This window comes from Porphyromonas sp. COT-290 OH3588 (genome assembly GCF_000769075.1).
Taxonomy (GTDB): Bacteria; Bacteroidota; Bacteroidia; order Bacteroidales; family Porphyromonadaceae; genus Porphyromonas.
In genome coordinates this window covers 1-22,951 of record NZ_JRFC01000031.1, presented here as the reverse complement: position 1 = coordinate 22,951, position 22,951 = coordinate 1, and the positions used below count along the sequence as shown (strand labels likewise).

Below are 22,951 nucleotides of genomic sequence, written 5' to 3'. Positions count from 1 at the left end.
GGGGGATAGTATTCAAGGCTCCCCAAGCCGCTCAAACACGCAAAAAACACCGAGAAAGATACAAGAAACTTTGAGCGGTGCATTGCGCAATAGTCTCACAGGAGGCTCAATTTCTGCTCGTGTGTAGGGGTGTGCAAAATAGAACTGGTTGGAGCGCTGGTATTGTTACGAATAAGCCCTTGGGAGCTGTTGCTCAACGCAACCTCCCAAGGGCTTATCGTTTTTGTTACTTATATCCTCCTCTGTCTTATGGACTTTCGGGGCTAATTGGGTTCCGAATTTGTGGCGTGTAGAGCTTTGGGGTCTTGGCCATAGCGATTGGCGCCACGTGTGCCAGACATGAGGAAGAAGACAATGAAGATGAGCGCTACGACAATCGAAGCAATACCTACTACGGCATTGCCCCATATTAGTAGCATAGAGTGCTCACTGGAGGTGGTTGTCAGGGAGAAGAGCATGAGAACTCCCCATATAGCACCTACTATGAGGATAGGCGTAGCCCACCAGCCCGATCGGTTGATGTCGTGCAATCGGCGCATACAGAGGGTTAAGAATGGAGGAAGGCTAATTAGTGAAAAAACGATAGCCAAGGACATTTGCAAAGGATTGCTACTCCCTAGAGGTGTCTGTGTCGTACCCGACACCCATGCTTCGTCTTCGTGCGGCCCCCAAAGAAGCAATCCCGCAAACAAAAGCAAGACCAAAATAACTGCATAGAACAGTTGGAAGCCCCAAAACTCCCTGCGGCGTGCACGGCCACGAGGGTTTATATAGTTCACCATGTAGCACTCTTTGAAGTAGCTAAGCAAGCTCTTTTTCATAACTCTACTGGGGATTATTGGATTGTACGATAGATTAGTTCCTCTCGTTTGCGTTTGGGGACGTAGTGTCGTCCTTCTGCATCTCGATAGTAGCGGATATTTGCCTCAGCATCTACATCTCTGACTTCTACCTGCTCAATAGGTTTACCAATGGCTACGAGGCTGATGGGCATCAGATGCTCAGGGAGGTCGAGCATAGTTGCTATTCCTTTGGGGTCGAAAGAGAGAAAGATACATGCTCCGAAGCCAGACTCTACGGCCATCAGCCCTAGGGCTTCTAGATGTAGCCCTTCATCAAATCTAGCATTTGAGGCCAAGCGTGTATCAAGGAGCTGCACCACGAAGGCCGTCGGGCGTTCGTTTTCGCATGGCCCAGCCCATTCGACTAGGTATCCAGCCCAAACGACTGATTGGCTGAGTGTGTGGCACAGAGCATCGTCCGTCACAAGTAGATATTTGAGCGGTTGCATATTGCGTGCCGAGGCCGTATAGCGTAGTCCTTCTATCCAAGAGGCCATAATTTCTTGGCTAGGACGTACCGAGCGATCGAAGCGGCGATAGCTCCGATTGCGTTTGAGTAACTCGATCAGTGTCATCGTATTTTATTGATAGATGAATTTAAGCGTACGCTTCACTCCCTCAGCCTCAATATGAGCGATGTACACCCCACCAGTAGCCAAGAAGTTGATCGGCAAGATGTGCTCTACTCCCGAGGAGAGATTCTCCTCATATACTAGTTGCCCATTGAGGCTATACAAACGCAGCTGTGCCGAGGGCAATTGTTTGGGCAGGAGTATGTAGAGGTGAGATTGGTAGTAGTAGCATTGTATCTCTGTACCCGACACAGCGGGGTTGGGGATAGCTAGCACTTCGGGTGGCGTAGGTGACTGCACTAGGAGGTCTACCCATAGGTCTCCGTTGCTAGGCGCCCAGCCAGACTCGCTCAACTCAAACATATTCCAGCTCGTTGCCGTCTTACGTTTGGCTTGATAGAGTAAGGGTAGTCGGATAAACTCGTTTGCAGATTTAGGTGTGAGCGTGAGCATATAGGATCCTTTCTTGAGAGAGGTTGGCTGCTGAGTTGATAATGTAGGCACGAATAGCTCAATGGTATCTCCCTCTAGGGTGCGACCTGCGCTATCGAATTTATTCTTCTTCTCGTCGTAGCGTTGGAAGGTCGCAGTGTTTAGCTCAGTTTGCCAGACCATTTGCCCTAAGGTGTGGTCTTGGGAGAGTTCTCTCAGTCTGATGTCTATCTGTGGGAACGATGTCTGCAGATGATTATCGCCACGGAAGAGTAGATAGACTCCAAGGGGGGTAATTGCACCTTCTTTTAGCTTGACGATACGTCCTATACCTCTGAGCTTCTCGGCTGGCAGCAGCTGTATGTCGTCCTGCTTGGGCGAATTGGGGGGGAAATCACTTAGGCGATAAATAGCATTAGTCGCATTGGGATCATAACCTGCGCACAAAGTAGCACCCGTATCATCTGGATCTAGGAAAGGCTTTAGGCTCATAAAGTCAGTCTTCTCAAGCCAAGTGCGGTGAATGGCGTAGTAGTGGTCGCTCTCGGGCGAGCTACAGGTTGAGGCACCTCCCGTCAGAGCGCCGATTAGCAGACCGCTCTTGTCAAATAGGCCAGATCCCGACGATCCTGCCGCCGTTGTGCCAATCTCCCAGCGAGGAATGTACCAGTGCTTCTCGTCCCATGAGAGTCCGATACCTATGGAGTAGTTGTCCTCGATAGCTATTGGTGCATCTGTCGTTTGGTTGTATCGCTTGGTTGTAGCCAGAGGGTGATGAATACCGACGTAGGGGTGGGGAGGGGTAGGGCTAGTATTCCACCCAGCATAGTAGGCATTGTAGGCCGCAGGGATAGGTAACAGATTGTCGTCTGCGTCCTTGGGTAGCCCTGTGATGCGGAGCAAGGCCATATCAGCTTCGGGGTTATAGGCTACCAATTCGGCGCCACTGAGCGTCATTTCCTCTGTCCCACGTATGTTGCCATTGGCTTTTTGACTCTGGAAGCCAAAGAAGAAAACAGTCGTTTTGGCCTCTTGCTTGATTTGCTCTAGGTCGTTGAGATCGTAGAGTCGATTGACGTTGTGAGCCGCAGTGAGTACATAGGCTGTACCATCGCCTCGCAAATTGTTGATTAGCGTACCTGTGCTGTATAGCCCACCGCTGACGACTTGCAGGAGTGTGGCACGAGATTGGCTGCTCCACTCCGGGAAAGCGACCACATTGCGTGCACAGTCCAGCTTAGGTAATGTGTTGCGATTGCGGTCGAATATCGGCTCTCCAGCAATGGCGCTACGGGCGATCTGGGTACGCATTCCTAGGTAGTCGTGGTGTAGTGTCTTGATGACAAATGGGACTGTGCGTACACCATCGGGGGGGCATTCGTACTCTAGAGTAATTTGTTCGCCCAGCACAGGAGCTAGGCTGAGCAATCCGTCAGTGTTGTTGTTGGCATCGGTGAAAGCACCTCGTCTGAGCTTATCAGCGCCATAGATGTATAGAGCAGCACCCTTGGGTAGATGATATTGACTGAGAGTAAGCCCGATGCCTTTCGCATCAGGGCTTGTGATTGTAAGACTCCATGTATAGCAACCACTATCATCGATCAGCCACTCACCACAGCTCTCTGGCGATAGGTTTAGCTCTCTATTCACAGCAAAGCGAAGCACACGAAACGCTTGCTCTCGTGAGCTATCTCGTGGGAAATCCTGCTCGGAGAGCTGTGACAGACGAACGTGTGCTGTCGTCTTTGCTCCCCCCACACCACTTGTGGTGACAGCTCTCATCTCAACTCCTCTAGTGCTGCGTGCAGGGCGGTGTACCGAGTACTGCCCCTCGGCTTGAGGGGTTAGCCCTAGAGGGAGCAGGAGCATCAAAAGGAGTCTAAACCTATTTGCCATAAAGTCTATATAATTAACAGTGTTGTTTTGCTACTACTACTTGATACCCTTGTAGGCCTTGAGGTAATGCTTGTAGAAGTGCTTCCACTCAGCTTGCTCGGCTAGAGCCATGGCCTCCTCACGTAGTTCCTTTGTTGTGCCTAGTTTGCCAGAGGCAAGTGCCTCAATATGGTTGGCTATTTCGTTGACCACCTCTTCGGTATTGTAGTCTGTTCGCTCCACGAGGCGTACTGGGACACCCGCTTCGGCGTAGCGTTTTTGGCCACTGAGCTGATCTTCTGCCCAAAGACCGAAGCCCGCAAAGTTGGTTGTAATGGTCGGTACGCCGAATGCTATGCTTTCTAGCGGAGTATATCCCCAAGGTTCGTAATAGCTTGGGTAGACAGTCAGATCCATGCCGATGAGCAGATCATAGTAGCTGAGGTCTATGATGCCGTCGTTACCGTGTAGATAGCAAGGGACGAAGATCATATTGACTTTCTCGTTTGCTTGGTCAAGCCCTAGGTAGCGGAAGTGGCTCTGCGCTGCATCGTCTTGCATATTGTGTAGCCAGTGCGTCAGACTAGGGTGCTGGAGTGCCCCTGTGCTTGCCTCCTCTGGGTGATCTAGCAGATACTTGAGGTCTGCACGCGCCTCTGCCACACAAGCCGGTACGAGTAGGAAGGCTATGATGGGCCGTTTGCCCGCATAGCTATGTCTGAGCTTAGCTACAGACTCAACGAAGAGATCAATACCCTTATTGCGGTACTCATAGCGCCCGCCTAGAGAGATGAAGCAAGCCTTGTCGGTAATGGGCTGACCAGTAAGCGCCGAAGCCACTTTGGCTAGACGTTCCCGAGCCTTCTTGCGTGCACGATCGTAGGCACGTCCCTTGGGGACGAAGCCACCCTCGAAGCCATTAGGCAGCACTACGGGCTCACGCTCGATGAGCTGTTTGCACTCACGAGCCGTAAGTTTGCTCACAGTGGCGAAGCAGTCTGCTGTGTGAGCCGCACGCTTCTCTACCGAATGCTTGGCTTCTACATTCAGTTCGCACGCCATTTGGTCACCATTGTAGTGCTCCATATAGGCGTAGAGTTCCTTGCCATTGCCTGCGATTGAGCGACCCACCGTGGTGGCATGGGTGATGAACATGGTGCGGAGCTTGGGCTCTACTGTCTTGGAGTAGAGTAGTCCCATTCCCGTTTGCCACTCGTTGAAGATAGCAATGTGCTTGCTCCGCTTGGGCAGTACCTCCAAAATACTATGCATCACACGAGCTGCTGCTACACCGAATAGGCTTGCCTCGTCGTAATCTCCGTAACCCTTGTCGCTCTGTAAGCCATACTGCTGCCACATCTCGAAGTAGAGGCTGTCACGCTCCTGCCATAGTGGAGTGAAATCTACCAGTACCACCGCTGGTCTGCCCGGCACACTCCAGCGACCCACGACCGTACGTAGGGGGAGCTTAGCCTGCTGGCTATCCACCCATGCGCTTAGCTCCTCGGGGACGCAAGCCTCGAAGTCTATGGGCAAAGGTTCTCTCTCTTGAGCCAGCAGAGGGCCAATAAAAACGACTGAGCCCTCGTGCGCCTGCATCATGGCTCTAGCTCTCGAACTGAGGACGGTATAGATACCGCCCATTTTATTACATACCTCCCAGCTTATTTCTAGTATCATTATGTTGTTTCGTTTGAGTTTTTAGTCTGATTCTTCTCCAAAAATATGCCACTTGCCACAAATGCACAACTGTACGTCCTCTGCCACAATCTGTACTAGGCGAAAGCACGCCAGAGTGTCGCCACTAGGGCTGTGACGATAATGCCCAGCCCTAGAGGTAGGAACGTAGCAATCGCCGTCCAGCGCAAGCTACCAGTTTCTTTATATATGGTATATATCGTCGTGCTACATGGGTGGTGTAGCAGGCAGAATAGCATCAGATTGACGGCGGTAAGCATGCTCCAGCCACTGGCTTCTAGTAGAGCTTTCGTTTCCTCTGGGCTCCCCTCGGTCAGTACGCCTGCTGCTCCGTTGCCCAATTCGGGGTTCATCAGTACGGTAAGCATCAAGACGGTGGGGATAACAATCTCGTTGGCTGGTATAGCTAGTACGTATGCTAGCAGGATAATGCCGTTTAGCCCAAGGAACCATCCCGGGGCGTCTAGCCAATGCACTAGATGAGCCGCAATGCTATCGCCTGCTATGTGCACATTGCTAGAGATCCAGATGAGTGCTCCTGCAGGAATAGCGAAAATAATCGCCCTCCACAGCACAATAAGTGTGCGATCTATAAGTGATGTGTAGAGCGTGCGCCAGAATTGGGGTGGTCGGTATGGGGGGAGCTCTAGGTGGAAGGTGGATACCTCTCCACGCAGCACCGTGCGTGAGAGTAACCATGAGGAAGCGAACATTAGACTGATGCCCAGTAGCACAACCAGCAACACACTCCCGATGCTCGCTAGCGAAGAGTAGGCACTAGGTACGGCAGCCCCGATGAAAAGAGTCCCGATAAGGATCTGGGTTGGCCAGCGACCGTTGCAAAGTGAGAAGTTATTCGTGATAATAGCGATCAGCCGCTCTCTATTACTATCTATGATACGAGTGGAAACAACCCCAGCGGCATTGCACCCGAAGCCCATGCTCATCGTTAGAGCTTGCTTGCCGTGTGCCCCAGAGCGACGAAACAGTTCGTCCAGATTGAAGGCCACACGAGGGAGATAGCCGAAGTCCTCTAAGAGCGTAAAGAGCGGGAAGAAAATTGCCATCGGTGGGAGCATCACCGATACTACCCATGCCGTAGCCAAATAGACGCCATCGACTAGTAGCCCTGTGAGCCACCAAGGAGCTTGTATGTGCTCAAAAACAGAGCGAAACATCGGGTGTAGATAGCCAACTAGTAACTCGTTGAGCCAGCCAGAGGGGTAGTTGGAGCCAACGATTGTTAGCCAAAATACCAAGGCCAAAAGCCCAATCATGATGGGAAAGCCCCATGTGCGACTCGTAAGTATCCTATCGAGTTTGATGTCGATAGGTGAGCGTCCACGGCTATTGGCTTGGCGCACGACCTCTGAGCAGATTTGTTCTGCCTCGGCATAGATCCCCTCAATCCAGCGCTCGTGTAGATCCTCCCCAAGCTCTAGGTGTATCTCTCTTGCTAGCGAGAGTAGGGGCTCGGAACCGAAGCGCTCGACGATACTAGAATCCTCCTCTAGGAGTCGATAGGCGATCCATTGAGCATTACTGCTCTCGGGGTAAGCTTGCTGTACGGCTGCTTTCAGCCGAGCGACTTTTTGCTCCACCTCCTTGGGTAGAGCGGTGCTGCGCCTTGGCTGGCAGACAATCTCGCCGCTAGCTACACCTCGCATGGTCGCAAGTAGCTCCTCCATACCCATAGAGGATCTAGCCGATGCGCCTACGACTGGCACCCCTAGGCGTCGGGCTAGGGCATTGAGATCTATCTCGATCTCGTTGCGCTTGGCCTCGTCAAGTAGATTAACGCATAGGATGGCTCGGTCGGTGATTTGTAGCACCTGCAAGATGAGGTTCATGTTACGCTCCAGCCGTGTCGCATCGGCCACGACGATGGTCACGTCGGGAGCATCGAAGAGGATAAAGTCACGGGCAATCTCCTCGTCCTCACTTGTAGAGGAGAGAGAGTAGGTACCGGGTAGGTCGATGATGCGGTACTCTTGTCCTGCATAGGCAAAGGCTCCTTCGGCTTTGCCTACGGTTTTGCCCGGCCAGTTCCCAGTATGTTGCTTGAGCCCTGTTAGGTTATTGAATATGGTGCTCTTGCCTGTATTGGGGTTGCCTGCTAGGGCTATCGTATAGAGTGCTTGGGTCGCTCGCTCTCCTTTGCGCTCGAGTTTGGCAGAGCCAGCTTGAGGGCAGTGGGAGCAACCCGAAGACGATGGACATTGCTTATTCATATATCATGATGCGTACTGATTAGTTCTTCTCGATCAAGATGTACTGGGCTTGATCGTGCCTTAGGGCAATGGCCGAGCCACGAACCACATAGGCTATTGGGTTACCCATAGGGCTTCTCATCTCGATGCTCACACGGCTGCCACGTACGAAGCCCAGATCCATCAATCGTCTGCGCATGGCTCCTCGACAGCTAGGCGAGAGGGCCACAATAAGAGCTTCCTCTCCCTCGGATAGAGCTGTCAGACGTCTGACCCGACGAGCTTGCTCGATGGCTTCGTCCGTAGGCTCGAGCTGTGTAAGAGTCAGAGCCTCTAGGGCTACAAGCGGTAGGGTATGCTGCTCGCCCTCGTAGAGAAAAACGAAATGGTCGGGTGTAACTTGGGTGATCTGAAGCACTGCATTACGAGCCAGATGTGTTTGGTTGATCTTGGCAAAGAGCTCTATGTCGTCGTCCTCGATGTGTAACAGGCGGAGCCACTGCCCGGGCGTAATATGCCCTGTTACTAGTTGTGTCGTCTGTGGTAGCTCTAGCGTATGGGTGGGAATGGGGTCACCGTGTGGGTCGAAGAGAGGATTGCGTAGCAGAGAAGCGATGCGTGCCTGCTCCTCCTCACTCATGTGGTGCTCCATCTTATTGGCCATCTGATGCCAGTCCTCGGGCTTGTAGCCGGAGTGCTCAGCCAGATACTTCTCGTAGATACGATGCGCTCTGATTAGGCGTAATGCTCTGTACTCCCCCTGTTTGGTAAGTCTAAGAGGGGTAGACTGCATATGGCCTTGGAGTACGAGCGAGCCTACTATCTGCGCCAATAGCTCGTCCGATAACCCCAGCCCTTGGGCGATAGCCTCTAGAGTGGTGCTCTCCTGCGTTTGTGCTGCATGATAGACGGCCTTGAGGAAGTCCTCCTCGGCCTCCTGTAGATGCCTCTTCGCTGGGCGAGGAGAGATTGCTCTATCGAGTAAGTATTTCATTGATCGAAACCCCATTGCTGTAAGATTTTAGTGCTGTATCCTCAAACAAAATTAGTCTTTTTGTCCAACACCCTCTATTTTGTCCCAGTTGAGCCAGATGCGGCTCCAGCTAGGGCAGGGTATAGAGTAGGTGAGTACCTCGGCCGATGGAGCCGACTAAGCCTTTTTGTTTGAAGGCTCGTAGCTCTCGCCCTGCGGCAGTTCGCTCTAGGCCTGTAATAGATGCATAGGTGCGAATGTTCATCGTCGGATACTTATGTAGATATGCCAAAGCCCTGCCGAGGCGCTCCTGCTCGTCCCCGATAGGTGTCTGCCTCTTCGGGCTCTGTGCTCTAGTGAGGTTGCAGTGGGCATTGGCTGTCCGCACAAGCACCTTGTCTGCTCGGAAGTTGATACCCCCTAGCTCGATACTTGTCGCATTGCGCTTGGTGCCGCCCTCTTCTTCTCTATCTATACCTTTTCTGAGGGCGAGCTTGGCTGTGAAAGTACCTAGCCCATCGACCTTGACGGAGTAGCCTTCGGCCACCTTGCTTGCTATCTCGTCGCACAAAAGGGCTACAAGCCCGACGACATCGCCCTCGGTAAAGCTGGAGGCCATAGAGATTTTGTGAGCTAGCTCCTGCAGGCCAATGCGCTCTGCAATCTGCATTTTGGGATAGGTGATGTGCTTGCCCGCTCCATTGAGGTCGGGGAGCTGTGTCATAATATACTTAGCCATAGAGATGATAGAATAAATGATGAATAAAAAGTAGTACAACAAAGTTAGTCAATAGCCAACGAAAAAGAACGGCCTACGACAAGAAAAGTTTAGAGCTAGCTTTGCCCTATATAGAGTTAGCCTATCTCTACATAGCGCAAACCTCCCTCTATGTAGCGCAAGGTTTGCTCTAGAGTTGATGCTTTCTTGGCTTAGACCTTGGCTATCCCTCTCCCGATCATAGCACCATCAGCCGTTTCCGCTCGGAGCTAACGCGTCTAGGGATTATGGATAAACTCCTTAGAGANGCTTAGACCTTGGCTATCCCTCTCCCGATCATAGCACCATCAGCCGTTTCCGCTCGGAGCTAACGCGTCTAGGGATTATGGATAAACTCCTTAGAGAGCTGAACAAGCAGTTCAAGAAACATGGCATTAGCCGTATTGACCAAGGCGCCATTGTAGATGCCAGTATTGTAGACAGCCCTTATGCTCCCGATGGGAGTGTGGTTAACGTGAGTCAGAAAGCATTCAACCGTGTGATCAGTAAGACAAGGTGCTTGATAGAGCGGACCTTTGGCAGTATTCGTCGTTGGTTCTTGGGCGGACGCTGTCGCTACCGAGGGTTAGAGCGAACGCATACACAGAATATCCTTGAAGCTATGGCGTACAATCTCAAACGTATGCCAGGGCNATTGCTCACAAGATCGGGGGAAAGGGGGAGGATACCGAAGTTGAAGAACACAGCCTCAAGCAGCAAAAACACGACTCTAGAGAGCTGAGGTGGCGAAGTGATTTATTGTGCAATGGTTTCCATAGTGGTCAATACCGAAATCTGCTTACCTTTGTGAGAAAATTAATTAATAGACCCAAATGACAGAGAATCCTATATTCGCACCATTTAAGACGCCACATGGTGCGTACCCATTCGATCGCATCACAGAGGGGGACTATCGTGAGGCTTTCGCCGAGGCAATTGCTCAGAAGCGTGCCGAGGTCGATGCCATAATCTCCTGCTCCGAGGCTCCCACGTTCGAGAATACAATCCTTGCCCTAGAGCGCTGTGGCAGTGCCTTGGAGCGTGTTACCGGCATCTTCTTCAACCTACTACATGCTCACAGTACAGACGAGCTGATGAAAATCTCGGAGGAGATCATGCCTACGCTCTCCGAGCTCTCTACCTACATCATATTATCAGCTCCTCTATTCGAACGCATCAAGACTGTCTACGACTCTCGTGAGAGCCTCAATCTAGAGGAAGAGGAGCTTCGCCTGCTGACAAATTGCTACGAAGGCTTTGCCGAGAGCGGTGCATTACTCTCGCCTGAGGGCAAAGCACGACTAGAGGAGCTCAGCCTAAGCCTAAGCCAGTGTAGCCTAATGTATGGTCAAAATACGCTAAAAGACCAGAAACGCTATCGTCTACACTTGACCGATGAGTGCGATGTAGCTGGCATGCCAGAGAGCGCCCTAACAATAGCCAGAGAGGCAGCCACAAGAGAGGGACACAAGGACGGCTGGCTATTTGACCTAAGTGCACCAAGCTACTTCGCCTTTATGCAGCACGCCCCCAAGAGCGATCTGCGGCGCAAGATGTATCTAGCCAAGATGAGCGTCGGAGCGGCAGGTGACGAGTACGACAACCAAGCCAACATACGTACCCTCGTCAATGGACGCCTTGAGGAGGCAAAGCTCCTCGGATATCCTACTTTTGCAGACTATGCCCTGCACAAGCGTATGGCACGCAAGCCAGAGCGTGTGTACGAGCTACTAGACAAGCTTCTACTTGCCTACAAGCCTGTTGCCGAGCGTGAGATCGAGCAGATCAAGACCTTCGCTCACGAGCGGGGAGCTATGGGAGAGCTAATGAGCTGGGATTGGAGCTACTGGGCAGAACAGTACAAGCAAGCCTACTACGAGCTAGACGATGAGATGCTGAGGCCGTACTTTGAACTTGGTCGTGTTACCGATGCTATCTTTAGCCTAGCCCATCAGCTCTACGGCATCAGCTTTGTCGAGCGCCAAGATGTACCCGTCTATCACCCAGACGTCAAGACCTATGAGGTGCACGACTCAGACGGTGGCTATCTAGCTTTGCTCTACACCGACTTCTTCCCCAGAGAGGGTAAGCAGAGTGGTGCGTGGATGAATACACTGCAAGATCAGTATGAGCAAGAAGACGGCTCTGACCATCGCCCACACATCATCTTGGTAATGAACTTCACACCACCGACGAGCGACCGCCCTGCACTGCTGACAGCAGGAGAGGTCAATACTTTCCTACACGAGTTCGGCCACGCCCTACACGGTATGCTCTCCAAGTGCCGATTTGCCTCTCTTAGCGGTACAAGCGTGGCACGTGACTTCGTAGAGCTACCTAGCCAACTGATGGAGAACTGGCTCGCAGAGGAGGACTGGCTACGTAGCTTCGCTTTCCACTACCAAACTGGCGAACCAATCCCAAGTGAATACGTGGAGCGTATGGAGCGTGCCAAGCACTTTCTCGTGGGCTATGCGGCTTGCAGACAGCTTAGCTTCGGCTTGCTCGATATGGCTTGGCACACACTCACAGAACCCGTAGCGAACGACCTAGACATCAAGAGATTTGAAGATGAGGCATGGCAAAAGGCTCTAGTACTACCGCCTTCGCCCGAGGGTACAATGATGAGCACCTCTTTCGGGCACATCTTCTCAGGGGGATATAGCGCTGGCTACTATGGTTACAAGTGGGCTGAGGTCTTAGATGCTGATGCGTTCTCTGTCTTCAAGTCCCAAGGATTATTTAGCCGTGAAGTGGCTGATCGCTTCAGACGAGAGATCCTCTCGCAAGGAGACAAGCGTGAGGCGATGGATCTGTATGTAGCTTTCCGTGGCCAAGAGCCGACGATCGACGCTCTACTGGAGCGTGACGGCATTAGCCCCCAAGGCGCATAGCCCTAATAGGAGACTATTGCGCAATGCACCGCTCAAAGGTTCTTGTATCTTTCTCGGTGTTTTTTGCGTGTTTGAGCGGCTTTGGTAGCCTTGAATACTATCCCCCTATCGCCATCCCTGAGGGATATTTCCCTCAGGGATGGCGATTTTACGGTTATTTGACTGCTTGTGCTTGAAGGTGTCAAATAACCGTAAAATCCCCCGACCTTGTGAGCAATGGGCCACAAGGTCGGGGTAAAGGGGGAGGATACCCAAGTTGAAAAACACTGCCTCAAGCAGCAAAAAATGACTCTAGAGAACTGAAGCAGCGAAGGGGTTCATTGCGCAATAGTCTCAAAATGCTGTGCAACGATCTCATGATATATGTGCCAAGGGGTGTATCAGAACTTGTGTTCTGATACACCCCTTGGGTTTTGTATGCAGGTGTCGTTTAGCGATTATGTTGTTATTTCTTCACATTGGGTAGCTCTAGGCCGTACCCCTTTTTGCGGTCTACCGTCTTGAGTATGAAAGCTAGGAAGAAAGCAATCACGCCGAAAGAAGAGAAAATAACCATGGCGTACTTGTAGTCCATTGGTTGGCCTGCTTGAATAGAACTATTCGTAGCCTCTAGTACCGCTCCGATAAGCATTGGCACAAGTAGCAGACCCACATTCTGTACCCAGAAAATGGCCGAATATGCAGAGCCAAGTACCTTGCCGTCGATGAGCTTGGGCACTGATGGCCATAGTGATGCAGGTACGAGTGAGAAGCTAACACCAAGTACGACGATCGTCGCAATCATTACCACGTAAGAAACAGTCTCGCCCAGCACGAATGGATAGAAGGCGAATACTAGGTGGCAGCCAGCCATCATGATAGATCCAGCCATGAGCATTGTAGCCCCCTTGCCATAGTAGTCGAGTATCCCTCCGATGATTGGTGTCATAAACAAGGCACCCATAGGGAAGATACTGAAGATACTAGCAGCAACCTCTGTCGTTACTCCTAGGTTATTGGCGATCATCTCTGTAGAGAACTTCTGGAATGGGAAGATAGCCGAGTAGAAAAGCACGCAGAGTAGAGCGACAATCCAGAAAACACTACTGCCAGCGATGAGGCGAAGGTCCGATAGTCTGAATGGCTCTTCCTCATCAGCCGATGCTTCGCCAAGCTGTTCGTCTAGTTTCTTGTCTAGAATACTATATAGAATGTAGAAGATCAGGCCTATGCAGAGGAGTAAGCTCACCACAAACACAGGACGCATGATAGATGGATCGCCTAAGTTGGCCAAGCGAGGAGAGAGCTGGAATACAGCGAATACACCAAGGCGGGCAATAGCCATCTCTAGTCCCATAGCTAAGGCGAGCTGTTTGCCTGAGAACCACTTAACGAGAATACGCGACACGGTAACGCCACCCATCTCGCAGCCGCAACCGAAGATTGCAAAGCCTACACTGGCTAGTTTGGCCGTAGCAGGGAAACTTGGGATAAAGGAGTTGAGAAATTCGTATCCAAAGCCCCCAGATCTAAAGTATTCGCTTAGGGCATAGAGCTTAATTCCAGCACCAATAACCATTAGAGTTCCAGATAGGATTGCCGTGAAGCGGATACCCATTTTGTCGAGAATTACCCCTGCGAAAATGAGAAAGAATACAAATACGTTGAGGAAAAACTCGCTACCAGCATATGTGCCGAAGGTGGTGCTAGACCAGTTAATCTCTGTTTCCAGCATCGTCTTGAGCGGAGAGAGCACATCGACAAACATATAGGCAAAGAACATCGTCAGGCTGACGAGGAATAGCACAGGCCAGCGCATAAAGCCGTCCTTGAGTGTAGTTTGTTGTTTCATCTGGTTTTAATTGTTATGGTGATAACTGATAAAATGAATTCTATTTGCGGTATGCCTCGAGCAGATCCGCTACGACAAAGTTACTTCCTCCGACAAAAATCAAGTCGGAGGTGGCCGATGCCTCACGAGCAGCGTCGACCGCTTCTGCCACAGTTGAGTAGGTTAGTCCCTTTAGTCCCAGAGAGGAGGCCATCTGAGCTAGTTCGACAGCTGGCATGGCTCTCTTTACACTCGCTTGAGTGAAGTAGTACTTAGCCCACGAGGGTAAGAGCTCTAGTACGGCAGATACGTCCTTGTCGCTAGCCATACCGAGTACGATATGGATCTGAGCATAGCAGTACCGGTAGCGCTCAAGTTGCTTCACCACGAGTGCTATCCCTGCTTGGTTGTGTGCAGTGTCGCAGATGAGGCGAGGGTGCTTGCTCAGTGTTTGCCATCGACCTTGCAGCCCTGTAAGCGTCACAACACTAGAGAACCCACGAGCTATGCTCGTGGCCGTAAAGGTAAACTGATCTCGCAGCTGTCCAAGAGCAGTTAATATGGTTGCTGCATTCTCCACTTGGGCAAGCCCCATGAGCTCTCCTCGTATGCCCCCCCAATCTCTTGTTTTGTAGAGGTAGCCGATGTCCATTAGGGTTGCCTCTTGTAGTATTCTACTCTCTTCGGCTAGGATGAGAGGGGCAGAGCATTCGCGTGCTTTGTCTGCGAAGACAGCCTTGACCTCTGCGTTTCCCGAATTGCCGAGCACGATGGGGGTATTGGGTTTGATGATGCCAGCTTTCTCTCTGGCGATATCTTCGAGCCGATCGCCTAGGTATTGTGTGTGGTCTAGGCTGATGTTGGTGACTATACTGAGGACTGGGCTGATAATGTTGGTACTATCTAGTCGCCCACCTAGGCCGACCTCTATAATAGCTACATCGACTGCTTGACTACGGAAGTACTCTAGTGCCATCATTGTGGTAAGCTCAAAGAATGAGGGGTGTAGCTCCCCGACAAGATCTCTAGTCCGCTCGACGAAGTCTACTACGAAGCTCTGCTCGATCATCTCTCCACCCACTCTGATGCGCTCTCGGAAATCTACGAGATGTGGCGAAGTGAATAGCCCGATTCTGTACCCAGAGGCTTGTAGCACCGCAGCTAGTGTATGTGAGGTAGAGCCTTTGCCATTAGTCCCCCCGACATGAATGGTTTTGTAGGCGTGGTGTGGGTGCCCAAAATACCGATCCATAGCTTCAACGATGTCTAACCCAGGCTTATACGCCGAACCCCCATCTTGCTGGAAGACGGGGGTTGCGGAGAATAGATAATCTATAGTTTCTTGATACGTCATTGCTAGAGGGCGATACGCTCGATCGTCTGATCACGATCGGGACCAACGGATACGACTGCAATAGGAATGCCCAGCTCCTGCTCGATGAAGGCAATGTACTGCTTGAGTTCTGTGGGAAAGTCGGTGTCGCTCTTGAAGCCACTAGAGTCGCATTGCCAGCCCTTGAAGCTCTTGTAGACAGGCTTGCATGCCTCGCTAAGCTCATATGGGAAGTCTTGTGTCACAGTGCCATTGATTTCGTAGCCTACGCATATCTTGATCTCCTCGAAGGTGTCCATGACATCGCTCTTCATCATGATGAGCTTAGTCACTCCATTGAGCATTACCGTGTAGCGGAGGGCTACAAGGTCGAGCCAACCACAGCGGCGCTTGCGCCCCGTTACAGAACCAAATTCGTGTCCTAGCTCACAGAGTTTGTCACCTGTGCCATCGAATAGCTCGGTGGGGAAAGGACCTGACCCGACACGAGTACAGTAGGCTTTGAAGATACCGTACACATCACCTATAGTACGAGGAGCTACACCTAAGCCAGTGCAGCAACCAGCACAGACTGTATTACTGGAGGTAACGAAAGGATAAGAGCCGAAGTCAATGTCTAGTAGTGAACCCTGAGCCCCTTCGGCGAGGACGCGCCTATCCTCTCGTAGAGCCGCATTGAGTAGCTGCTCGCTATCGACGAAGCGGTATGCTTTGAGCGCCTCTATGGCCTCTAGCCATTTGCCTTCAAGCTCCTCCAGATTGCCTAGAGGGAAGCTCATCGACTCTAGAATGGAGATGTGGCGAGCCTTGGCTGCCTGATACTTCTCTAGGAAGCCTTGCTCTATATCTCCTACACGTAGGCCATAGCGCCCTACCTTATCTGTATAGGTTGGGCCAATTCCTTTACCCGTAGTTCCTACCTTGGCATCGCCCTTAGCTGCTTCGTTGGCTGCGTCTAGGAGGCGATGTGTGGGCATAATGAGGTGAGCTTTGCGAGAGATAACCAAACGGCTTTTTAAGTCGTGCCCACTGCGAGATAGCCCTGCTGCCTCCTCTATGAAGAGTACTGGGTCTAGTACTACTCCGTTGCCGATCACATTGATTTTGTCGCCTTGGAATATCCCCGATGGGATTGAGCGTAGTACATACTTCTCACCGTCGAACTCTAGCGTGTGTCCTGCATTGGGCCCTCCTTGGAAGCGGGCTACGATATCGTACTTGGGCGTCAGGACGTCCACGATCTTACCCTTGCCCTCGTCGCCCCACTGGAGGCCTAGCAACACGTCTACTTTTTCCATGCTCTACGTTATGTATATGATAGATATTTTTATTATCAAATAATTAGGTCTGTCGAATTGGTGGTGAAAAATAGCTCGGTGCCCTAATGAGCTAAAGCACCAATAGCCAAGAGCTACATCGCCAAAGTACACCCCAAAACAAAGACACCTAAGTGGAGCCACTGCATACAGATGCCCCACTTATCTTCAACGCCTACAAATATACTCCTTTTATTTTTTCTCGCCCTCGGTTGAGAGGTCAAAAAAAGTAGAGGCAGCGCCAAAGTTTATATTCTGGCACTGCCTCTGTTGTAGGGCTTTTGGTCTCCTTCTTAGTCTTATAGATTGAAGGACATACCTAGGTGCAGGATAGAAATCCCTGTACCTACCTCTGTGAAGATACCGAATTTGTCTGAGAACAGATAGCGAGCTCCTAGAGAGATACTAGGGGCAAAGCTCGTAGCCGTACCACCTTCTTTGGGATAGAGCTCTAGACCCGCACGTCCTGTGATATAGGTATCTAGATTATCGACGAATTCGTAGTGAAGCGAGATGCGTGGGCCGACGAAGAGGGCTAAGTTGCCACGTTTGTCTGGGTGGCGGAAGCTCTGGTACTCAAACTCTGCACCCAAGCCGATGGATCCATACTCAATTAGACCATCTACGACAGAGCGTTCATAGCCGATAGAGATAGGAGGGACCGTTTGATGCTTGGTTTTTACTCCTAGACCTACGCCGAGGTTGAGCATGTTGCTCCCCTGCTCAAAAGTGCTCTGAGCCTGAGCCTGACTAGCACCGAAAGCCATACCTAGGGCACATAGTGCAGAGAGGATTAGTTTCTTCATTGTTAGTTATTGTTAGTTTGTTGATGTTCTTAATTTCCCTAGTGGCAAAGATAACCAAATTTAATCTTTATTTATAATTCATGTGTGCATTACCTCTATCTCATCGCCAAATATGCCAGATCCTGCCAGAGTTTGTCTTGTGGGATAGGTGCCTCTAGTACGAGCTCGACACCACTGACAGGGTGTACGAAGCGTAGGCGCCTAGAGAGCAAGCTAATGCTCCCGTCGGGGTTGCTACGTGGTGCACCATACTTAAGATCGCCTTTGATAGGGCAGCCGATAGCCGATAGTTGGCAGCGGATCTGATGGTGCCGCCCCGTGTGTAGATCCACTTCAAGTAGATGATAGCGCTCTCCAGAGGCAAGTAAGCGATACGTTAGCTCGGCTCGTTTGGTATTTGGGCGTGCCGTTTGGTAGGCATAGCTCTTATTTTGTGCCTCCCGTCTGAGCAGATAGTGTGTGAGTTGCTGCGACGGCACTTCTGGGCTATGGCATACAATCGCCCAATAGGTCTTTTGTATCTCGCCACGCTGGAGCATGGCGTTCATGCGGCTGAGTGCCTTACTTGTTTTGGCGAAAATAACCAAGCCTCCTACTGGTCTGTCTAGCCGATTGACCAACCCGAGGAAGACATTACCCAGCTTCTGATACTTCTCCTTGAGCCAAGTCTTGAGCCCCTCTACCATTGGTTCATCTCCTGTCTTGTCCCCCTGTACGATCTCGCCCGGGCGTTTGCAGACGATAAGTAGATGATTGTCTTCGTAGACTATATGTGGCTGCATCACTATCTATATCACATCGGCTACGGAGGTGTGTCGGGCTTTACTCTGTCCGTAGCTCCCCTTGAGGCGCACGACGACACTCCACCGTAGCCGATGCCATTGATATTCTTATCTCTATAATCTAGGTTACTAGCAGTTCATGCCACCACAGACGTGGATCGTCTGGCCAGTTACATAGCTAGACAGGTCGCTAGCCAAGAATGTAGCTACGTTGGCCACATCTTCTGGGGTGCCACCACGACGCATGGGGATCTGAGCTTCCCACTCCTTGCGTACCTCTTCGCTTAGAGCACCGGTCATATCAGTGACGATGAAGCCGGGAGCGATACTATTGGCACGTACGCCACGTGAACCCATCTCCTTGGCGATGCTCTTAGCTAGACCAATCATGCCAGCCTTAGAGGCAGAGTAGTTAGCCTGACCAGCATTACCAGACACGCCAACTACCGAAGCCATATTGATAATGCTACCAGAGCGCTGCTTCATCATCACTGGGGTTGCTGCGTGGATTAGGTTGAAGGCCGACTTGAGGTTCACGTTGATTACTAGATCCCACTGCTCCTCTGTCATGCGCATCATCAGACCGTCACGTGTGATACCTGCGTTATTGACCAACACATCTAGACGACCAAAGTCGGCTACGATCTGCTTCATCAATTCGTGTGCAGCCTCAAAGTCTGCAGCGTTGGAGGCATAGGCCTTGGCACGCACGCCTAGAGCCTGCAGCTCGGAGATAAACTGCTCTACTGTTTCATCGATCTTGAGGTCGGTGATGATTACATCGGCACCCTCCTTGGCAAACTTCTCAGCGATAGCACGACCGATGCCTCGTCCTGCTCCAGTCACTAGAGCGACTTTATTGTCCAATAGTCCCATTTCTTCTTTTACTATTATAGTTAATGATATATATGTAGCTGTAAGTTCTTCTTCTACTCAGGCCTTTTGTCTTGCTTGCGAATGCCTCGGGTAATGAGGTGGCAAACATTCTCTCGGATCTGAGCATACTCATTGTCGCCACTTCTGTGGCGTGCGTGTCCGCTAATATAGGGTACCTCCATGCCTTTGATGGCGTTCTGTAGCAAGTACGCCATAGTAGCAGGGTGGGGTATATCAAAAGCTCCTTGCTCTATGCCTACCTCTAGGATATCTTGTATTAGCTTCTGCTCATAGAGGTCGAAGCTAACACGTGCTTTCTCTACAGACCAAATATCTCGGAAAAATTCGGCCCTTAGTGTGCCATTGCGCAGTACGACCGTCTTCATCGCCTCTAGGTGTACGTATATCAAGTTGATTAGCTTGTCCTCGGGCGAGAGCCGTACACGGCTGGCTATCTCTAGCTCTCGGCGCAGGTGGTCGAGCTCTTTGTGTATGACAGCATGATAGATCTCTTCCTTGTTTTTGAAGTAGGTATAGAGCGTACGACGCCCACGATTGGCCGCATCTGCGATATCGTTCATCGTCGTGTTCTGTACCCCCACTCGGGCAAATAGCTGACGAGCTACATCAATCATCAAGTCTTTTGTTTTGCTTAGTGCAGCCATTCTTGTCTTTTCTCTACTTCTTCCAATATCTGGTTTTATCCTTGTACAAAGGTAAGAATTTGGTGCGCACTTCACAAATTGGGCCGATTTGTGCATAGAGGTTGTGAGTATAAGTAAGCAAATAGCTAGATAAATCTGTAATGTGCAACTGATCTTGTGTCTGGGGGTAGGGGTAAGTTGTTTTGATTACTGCTCGGAAATATAAATTGGCTGTTAAAATATGATAATGAAACTCGGGTCATTTTCTGTATTAATTAGGGGTGTTTAGGAGGGTTAATAAGGAGAGGGCGCCAAGATTGATGGGACGATTTATTAGCTTTGATGGACTGATCCATTAGGATATGCCGACAAATCCTCAAAGATTGATGGGAAGAAATGCCAAAAAATGACCTAGAGGTACGATAGTTTTCTTCTTGATGTATTTTATATATTTGATTAATAGATGTTTGGGTTTTCTTCGTTCTGCGGTGCTTATTCACACGAGGCTGGTGTGGGGCGCCCAATCGAGAACTGATGCAATCTGGAGCCTGCTAGGGGGCAAATACGGGGTTATAGGTTTCCTCTCAAGCGTTTTTGCATTTTCCCATCAACTTTTGATAAACTGATCTAAAATATAAATTGGGGTCTTAGCAATCTGCACATCGCTAAGATCTGAGCCAAGGGCGGAGGGTAATAACACTTGGAGGGGGGAGGTTGGGGCGATATGCCAGAGTGTGCTACCCCTCGCCAAGAGATAATCCCTCGGCTTGTAATGTGATATTTAATGGTTTTTAACTGTGTTTTGTAGTGTAAAAGTATTGAAAATCGAAATAATGGTATTATATTTGCATCGCCTTTGGTTGGGGAATAGACTTCTCTATGACTCAATTCAGTTTCTAGGCAATTATTCAAAACGACTTTACTAGCACGGCCTTATCCCTCAGATCATATCCGTTTGCTTCTATAGCATACTGGGTTGTCTGTTTCGTCAAATCTCATTAGACTTATATGGAGTAAGGTGCAAGCAGTGCATTTATCATCATAATTATCAGGATTATGCAAAACTACAACATCACGGAGCTAAACGACAAGACTCAAGAGGAGCTCTTGGAGATTGCTTCGAAGCTCGGTCTAGAGCGACCAGCATCATCACTTAAACAAGAGCTTATCTACGCTATCCTAGACCAGCAGGCTGTGAGCCTAGCAGAGGTGCAGGCTGAGCGCAACAAGGGTAAACAAACCGTGGAGAAGAAGCGCAGAGGTCGACCCCGTAAGGAAGATAAGGTAGAGCCGACGCTATTCGCTGCTGAGGAGAACGCAGAAGAAGCTACCGAGGCACAGCCTCAGGACAAGACAGAGGAACTGCAGTCTGCCCAAGGGAAAAGACGAGGTAGACCCTCCAAGGCAGACCAAGAGGCTAGACGCCGTGCCCAAGAGGTTGTGGCTAAGGCAGCTCAAGCCGGGCCTGCCGAGGCAGTAGCAGAGCCTGCTACACCCCAGCCAGCAACCGAGGCAGTGCGAGAGCCAGCAGAAACTCCTAAGCAGGAGAAGCAGGCTCCTGCCCAAGAGGAAGTATCCCCTCAAGAGCAGGAAGCAGCCCCCAAGCAAGAGTTTGCCCCCGCTCCTAAGCCAGTAGCCGAGCCTACGAGCAAGAGCGAGCAAACAGCCCCAGCCAAGCCAGCTGAGGGGACTAAGCCAGAGATGCCGGTAGCGGGTAAGATTGTGTTCCGACACAAGAATGCCAACTCGGTACTAGATCAGGTGCTACCAGCCTTCAACCCTCCCGCCGTACAGGAGAAGAAAGAGAAAGAAAAGGAGCAGATCATAGTCAAGCAACTTGAGGAAGAGATAGAGCTCGAGGGTATCCTAGAGGCCTCGGGCGTGCTGGAGGTAATGCCTGATGGCTATGGCTTCCTGCGCTCGGCAGACTACAACTATCTATCTTCTCCAGACGACGTGTATGTATCACCTCAGCAGATCAAGCAGTGGAGCCTGCGCCCCGGCGACCTCGTAGAGGGTAGCATTCGCCCCCCACGTGAGGGCGAGAAGTATTTCCCTCTGATGTCACTTATCAGCGTCAATGGCTGTACGCCAGAGGCTATCAGGGATCGCATACCTTTTGACCACCTGATCCCGCTCTTCCCAGAGGAGAAGTTTATCCTCGAGTCGCCCAAGTCCCCCAAGGTAGACGACAAGATCGCCATGCGTGTGGTGGATCTGTTCTCGCCCATTGGTAAGGGCCAGCGTGGTCTTATCGTGGCTCAGCCCAAGACAGGTAAGACGATGCTGCTCAAGAATATCGCCAATGCCATCGCAGCCAACCACCCAGAGGTGTATATGATTGTACTGCTCATTGATGAGCGCCCAGAGGAAGTGACAGACATGGCCAATAGTGTGAATGCAGAGGTGATTGCCTCTACTTTCGACGAGCCAGCGGAGCGTCACGTGAAAATCGCAGAGATTGTCCTCAATAAGGCCAAGCGACTCGTAGAGAGTGGTCAGGACGTTGTGATCCTACTCGACTCTATTACTCGTCTTGCTCGTGCCTACAATACGGTACAGCCCGCCTCGGGCAAGGTGCTCTCGGGTGGTGTGGATGCCAATGCCCTACAGAAGCCTAAGCGTTTCTTCGGTGCGGCTCGTAACATCAAGGACGGTGGTAGCCTCACGATCCTAGCCACTGCGCTACAAGAGACTGGTTCGAAGATGGACGATGTAATCTTCGAGGAATTTAAGGGTACAGGTAATATGGAGCTTCAGCTCGATCGTAAGCTCGCCAACAAGCGCATCTATCCAGCGGTAGACCTCGTGGCAAGTAGCACACGTCGAGATGACCTGCTACTCAACGAGGCAACGCTCAACCGTATGTGGAATACACGTAAGTTCCTCTCGGATATGAACCCAGTAGAGGCTATGGAGATCGTGAAGAAATACATGGAGATGACGGCATCGAATGCAGAATTCCTGACCGTGATCAATAGCTAGTCTGATAGACAATATCATACAAACGCATAGGGGCGAACTCAACTAAACGGAGACTATTGCGCAATGCACCGCTCAAAGGTTCTTGTATCTTTCTCGGTGTTTTTTGCGTGTTTGAGCGGCTTGGAGAGCCTTGAATACTATCCCCC

General features: G+C 50.9%; 16 protein-coding genes and 3 pseudogenes. 5 read left to right on the top strand and 14 right to left on the bottom strand.

Annotated elements, in window-relative coordinates; translation table 11 throughout:
• Positions 1-263 precede the first annotated feature (263 nt).
• The 7 genes from HQ48_RS06970 to HQ48_RS06940 form a co-directional block, all read right to left on the bottom strand.
• The gene (locus HQ48_RS06970) at positions 264-821 is read right to left on the bottom strand and encodes a DUF805 domain-containing protein (protein ID WP_044232746.1); all 558 of its coding nucleotides are present in this window, start codon (positions 819-821) and stop codon (positions 264-266) included.
• 14 nt (positions 822-835) lie between these two features.
• Positions 836-1,417 carry a hypothetical protein gene (locus HQ48_RS06965; RefSeq protein WP_044232744.1) on the bottom strand — a complete coding sequence of 194 codons (582 nt, stop codon included), beginning with the start codon at positions 1,415-1,417 and terminating at the stop codon, positions 836-838.
• Between the two features lie 6 nt (positions 1,418-1,423).
• Positions 1,424-3,742 carry a T9SS type A sorting domain-containing protein gene (locus tag HQ48_RS06960; RefSeq protein ID WP_152568345.1) on the bottom strand — a complete coding sequence of 773 codons (2,319 nt, stop codon included), beginning with the start codon at positions 3,740-3,742 and terminating at the stop codon, positions 1,424-1,426.
• Between the two features lie 36 nt (positions 3,743-3,778).
• Positions 3,779-5,401, bottom strand: coding sequence for a glycogen/starch synthase (locus HQ48_RS06955; protein WP_044232738.1), 1,623 nt, complete (start codon positions 5,399-5,401; stop codon positions 3,779-3,781).
• A gap of 95 nt (positions 5,402-5,496) precedes the next feature.
• On the bottom strand, positions 5,497-7,650 hold the full coding sequence (gene feoB / locus HQ48_RS06950; RefSeq protein ID WP_044232736.1) for a ferrous iron transport protein B: 2,154 nt from the start codon (positions 7,648-7,650) through the stop codon (positions 5,497-5,499).
• 19 nt (positions 7,651-7,669) lie between these two features.
• Positions 7,670-8,623, bottom strand: coding sequence for a metal-dependent transcriptional regulator (locus tag HQ48_RS06945; protein ID WP_044232734.1), 954 nt, complete (start codon positions 8,621-8,623; stop codon positions 7,670-7,672).
• A gap of 109 nt (positions 8,624-8,732) precedes the next feature.
• Positions 8,733-9,341: an HU family DNA-binding protein gene (locus tag HQ48_RS06940; protein ID WP_044232753.1), complete on the bottom strand. Its 609-nt coding sequence runs from the start codon at positions 9,339-9,341 to the stop codon at positions 8,733-8,735.
• 194 nt (positions 9,342-9,535) lie between these two features.
• Between HQ48_RS06940 and HQ48_RS09220 the strand changes: the two are divergent.
• From HQ48_RS09220 to HQ48_RS06930, 4 genes and pseudogenes are all read left to right on the top strand, one after another.
• A pseudogene (locus HQ48_RS09220) lies at positions 9,536-9,634 on the top strand (transposase); the annotation flags it as partial.
• A 14-nt stretch (positions 9,635-9,648) separates the two neighbouring features.
• Positions 9,649-9,802: pseudogene (locus HQ48_RS09650) on the top strand (IS5/IS1182 family transposase); the annotation flags it as partial.
• A gap of 23 nt (positions 9,803-9,825) precedes the next feature.
• A pseudogene (locus HQ48_RS09645) lies at positions 9,826-10,029 on the top strand (transposase); the annotation flags it as partial.
• Positions 10,030-10,192: 163 nt separating this feature from the next.
• Entirely contained in the window at positions 10,193-12,253 is a 2,061-nt protein-coding gene (locus HQ48_RS06930) for a M3 family metallopeptidase (RefSeq protein ID WP_044232730.1), read from the top strand.
• Positions 12,254-12,698: 445 nt separating this feature from the next.
• Here the strand turns inward: HQ48_RS06930 and HQ48_RS06925 are convergent, their stop codons facing one another.
• From HQ48_RS06925 to HQ48_RS06895, 7 genes are all read right to left on the bottom strand, one after another.
• Positions 12,699-14,084, bottom strand: coding sequence for an MFS transporter (locus tag HQ48_RS06925; RefSeq protein ID WP_044232727.1), 1,386 nt, complete (start codon positions 14,082-14,084; stop codon positions 12,699-12,701).
• A gap of 40 nt (positions 14,085-14,124) precedes the next feature.
• Positions 14,125-15,417 carry a folylpolyglutamate synthase/dihydrofolate synthase family protein gene (locus tag HQ48_RS06920; protein ID WP_044232725.1) on the bottom strand — a complete coding sequence of 431 codons (1,293 nt, stop codon included), beginning with the start codon at positions 15,415-15,417 and terminating at the stop codon, positions 14,125-14,127.
• 2 nt (positions 15,418-15,419) lie between these two features.
• On the bottom strand, positions 15,420-16,694 hold the full coding sequence (locus HQ48_RS06915; RefSeq protein WP_044232723.1) for an adenylosuccinate synthase: 1,275 nt from the start codon (positions 16,692-16,694) through the stop codon (positions 15,420-15,422).
• A 317-nt stretch (positions 16,695-17,011) separates the two neighbouring features.
• The gene (locus HQ48_RS06910) at positions 17,012-17,518 is read right to left on the bottom strand and encodes a hypothetical protein (RefSeq protein ID WP_044190330.1); all 507 of its coding nucleotides are present in this window, start codon (positions 17,516-17,518) and stop codon (positions 17,012-17,014) included.
• A 95-nt stretch (positions 17,519-17,613) separates the two neighbouring features.
• Positions 17,614-18,300, bottom strand: coding sequence for an RluA family pseudouridine synthase (locus HQ48_RS06905; protein ID WP_044232721.1), 687 nt, complete (start codon positions 18,298-18,300; stop codon positions 17,614-17,616).
• 129 nt (positions 18,301-18,429) lie between these two features.
• Positions 18,430-19,176, bottom strand: coding sequence for a 3-oxoacyl-[acyl-carrier-protein] reductase (gene fabG / locus HQ48_RS06900; RefSeq protein ID WP_044190336.1), 747 nt, complete (start codon positions 19,174-19,176; stop codon positions 18,430-18,432).
• 53 nt (positions 19,177-19,229) lie between these two features.
• The gene (locus HQ48_RS06895; RefSeq protein WP_044190339.1) at positions 19,230-19,841 is read right to left on the bottom strand and encodes a TetR/AcrR family transcriptional regulator; all 612 of its coding nucleotides are present in this window, start codon (positions 19,839-19,841) and stop codon (positions 19,230-19,232) included.
• 1,035 nt (positions 19,842-20,876) lie between these two features.
• Between HQ48_RS06895 and rho the strand changes: the two genes are divergently transcribed.
• The gene (rho, locus tag HQ48_RS06890; RefSeq protein ID WP_044232718.1) at positions 20,877-22,805 is read left to right on the top strand and encodes a transcription termination factor Rho; all 1,929 of its coding nucleotides are present in this window, start codon (positions 20,877-20,879) and stop codon (positions 22,803-22,805) included.
• The last annotated feature ends 146 nt before the right edge of the window (positions 22,806-22,951 follow it).